This window comes from Streptomyces sp. NH27, assembly GCF_056859195.1.
This window is the reverse complement of sequence record NZ_JACEGK010000815.1, coordinates 1-2,162: the sequence shown is the minus strand read 5'-3', so window position 1 is coordinate 2,162 and position 2,162 is coordinate 1. Positions and strand designations below refer to the sequence as shown.

Annotated in this window: 2 protein-coding genes and 1 pseudogene; all 3 read right to left on the bottom strand. The window is 75.7% G+C overall.

Annotation, left to right across the window (positions count from 1 at the left end; all coding sequences use genetic code 11):
• The coding region (locus AC13HU_RS36125) for an OsmC family protein (protein WP_483046226.1) at positions 1 to 357 on the bottom strand (357 nt) is incomplete at its 3' end.
• Positions 358 to 439: 82 nt separating this feature from the next.
• Complete coding sequence (locus AC13HU_RS36120) at positions 440 to 1,120, bottom strand: SanA/YdcF family protein (protein WP_483046227.1); 681 nt, start codon at positions 1,118 to 1,120, stop codon at positions 440 to 442.
• 340 nt (positions 1,121 to 1,460) lie between these two features.
• Positions 1,461 to 2,162: pseudogene (locus tag AC13HU_RS36115) on the bottom strand (hypothetical protein); the annotation flags it as partial.

Genomic DNA, 2,162 nt, shown 5'->3' with positions numbered 1-2,162 from the left:
GACTTCGACCTCGGGGCGGAGCACGGCCTCGGTGAAGTGGCCGCCGCCGTCGGGGGTTTCGGTCATGGTGCCGTCCGCGCGGTCGGTGTAGGCGGTCACCACGACGCCGTTGACCGCGCAGACGTGGAGGTACGCGAGCAGGTGGCACTGGGAGAGCGCGGCGAGCAGCATCTGCTCGGGGTTCCAGCGGTCGGCGTCGCCTCGGAAGTGCGGGTCGGAGGACCCGGCGATCACCGGCGTGCCGGGCGCGGTGACCTCGTGGGTGCGCCGGTAGGAACGGTACGAGTCCGTGCCGGTGCCGAGGTTGCCGGTCCAGACGAGTTCGGTCCGGTAGGTGTGCTGCCGGGCGGACGGCATGGCGTGCTCCCTCGGGTCGGTGGCGGCCACCGGGGGCCGTAACGGTCATTTTATCGGTGGGCTCCCTACCACCGATCAGGGCTCACCGATCGACGGGTTCGTACGGTGCCGGCGGGGCGGCCAGCGCGCGGGCCACCCCGGGCTCCTGCCGCCCGAGGAACTTCGGGTTCGGCCTGATCGCGATGTCGAGCGCGGCCTTGTCCGCGGCCAGCAACTCCCGGGTCCCGCTCGCGTACCACGTGGCGTTGTGCTGCTCGTCGACGCCGACGCCGTACGCGTCGATCCCGGCGGCCTTGCACAGTGCGAGCGCCCGGTCGATGTGGAAGCTCTGGCTGACCAGTACCGCGTGGTCCACGCCGAAGATCCGCTTGGCGCGGTCGCAGGAGTCCCAGGTGTCGAACCCGGCGTAGTCCAGGACCACTTGGGAGCTGGGCACGCCGTGCGCGAGCAGGTAGGTGCGCATCGCGCCCGGTTCGTTGTACGACGTACGGCTGTTGTCGCCGGTGGCGAGGATCACCTGTACCTTCCCGGCCGCGTACAGCCGGACCGCCGCGTCGAGGCGGTGGGCGAGGTACGCCGACGGGGTGCCGTCGACCAGCCCCGCACCGAAGACCACGGCGACGGGCTCGCTCGGCACGTCCTGCTCGGAGCGCACCCGGCTGTCCTGGGTGAGCCGCAGCCAGGTCATCGGCAGCAGCGCGAGCACGCAGAGCGCCACCGCCCAGCGCAGCAGGCGGCGTTGGGCGTGGCGGGTGCGCGGCAGGTGCGGGCGGCCGGGAAGGCGGGGGCGGAAGCGGCGCGGGCCGTCCGGCGTATGCGGGCCGTGCGGCGTATGCGGGGTGTCCGACGTGGGTGGGTCGTCGGACGTACACGGCCCGTCCGGCGCGAGCGGGCCGTCGGACGTGGGCAGGGCGTCCGATGTACGCGGGCTGCCCGACGTGTGGGGTGCGTCCGGTGCGTCCGGCGTGCGCGGGCGGAGCGGGCCGATCCGGGTGGTCCGGATGATGCGGGCCGCCCGGCCGCGCAGTCGTCTGGCCCGGTCACGCATCCGCGCCCCCTCATTCGTGGGGCACGCTGCCGCGCCCGCCTCGGAAGACCTCCCCCTACGCGCTGATTGACGTCCTGCCGGCCCACGCGGTTGCAGTGAACTCCCTGGCCGCGGCGCCCGCGTACAGCGCCGCGGCCAGCCACGCGGTGGTGAAGGCGTCCGGGTCGGCGGGCAGCATCGCGCCCAGCGGGTCCGGGCGGCGGGCGCGGGTCGCGGCCGCCAGCGAGCGCGCGCACGCGGCGGCCGTCGGCAGCCCCGCGGCCACCAGCCGGCCCGGCAGTTCGGGATCGACCGCGGCGGCGGCCAGCGCGCGACCGCCCGCCACCGTACGGCCCACCGCCCGGCTCAGCAGCTCCCACTCCACCGGCGGCGGCGCGAGCGGCGGTATCGAGGGCAACTCGTCGCCGGCCGGCCCGTCCGTGCGGCCGGGCGCGGGGGCGCCGGGCGGAAGGCGGTCGAGCCCCAGGTCGTAGCGCGCACCGCTGCCGGTCGTCAGCGCGAGCGCGGCCACCCCGGAAGGCCGGTCGGGGGCGAGCCGGCCGATCAGGCGGACCTGACCGCCCGGGCGTTCGGCGAGCCGCCGCAGGTTGTCGGCGTACGCCAACTCCGGCCGCTCGTCCGGAGCGTGGAGCAGCACCGGCGGGCCGTCGGCCGGCACGAGTGCGGGCCGCCCGTCGCGGCCGACCACGGTCCCTTCGAGGAAGAGCAGGTCGGCGCCGACGGGCCGGCGGTCGGCGTCGGTGGTCTGGTGCGCGAG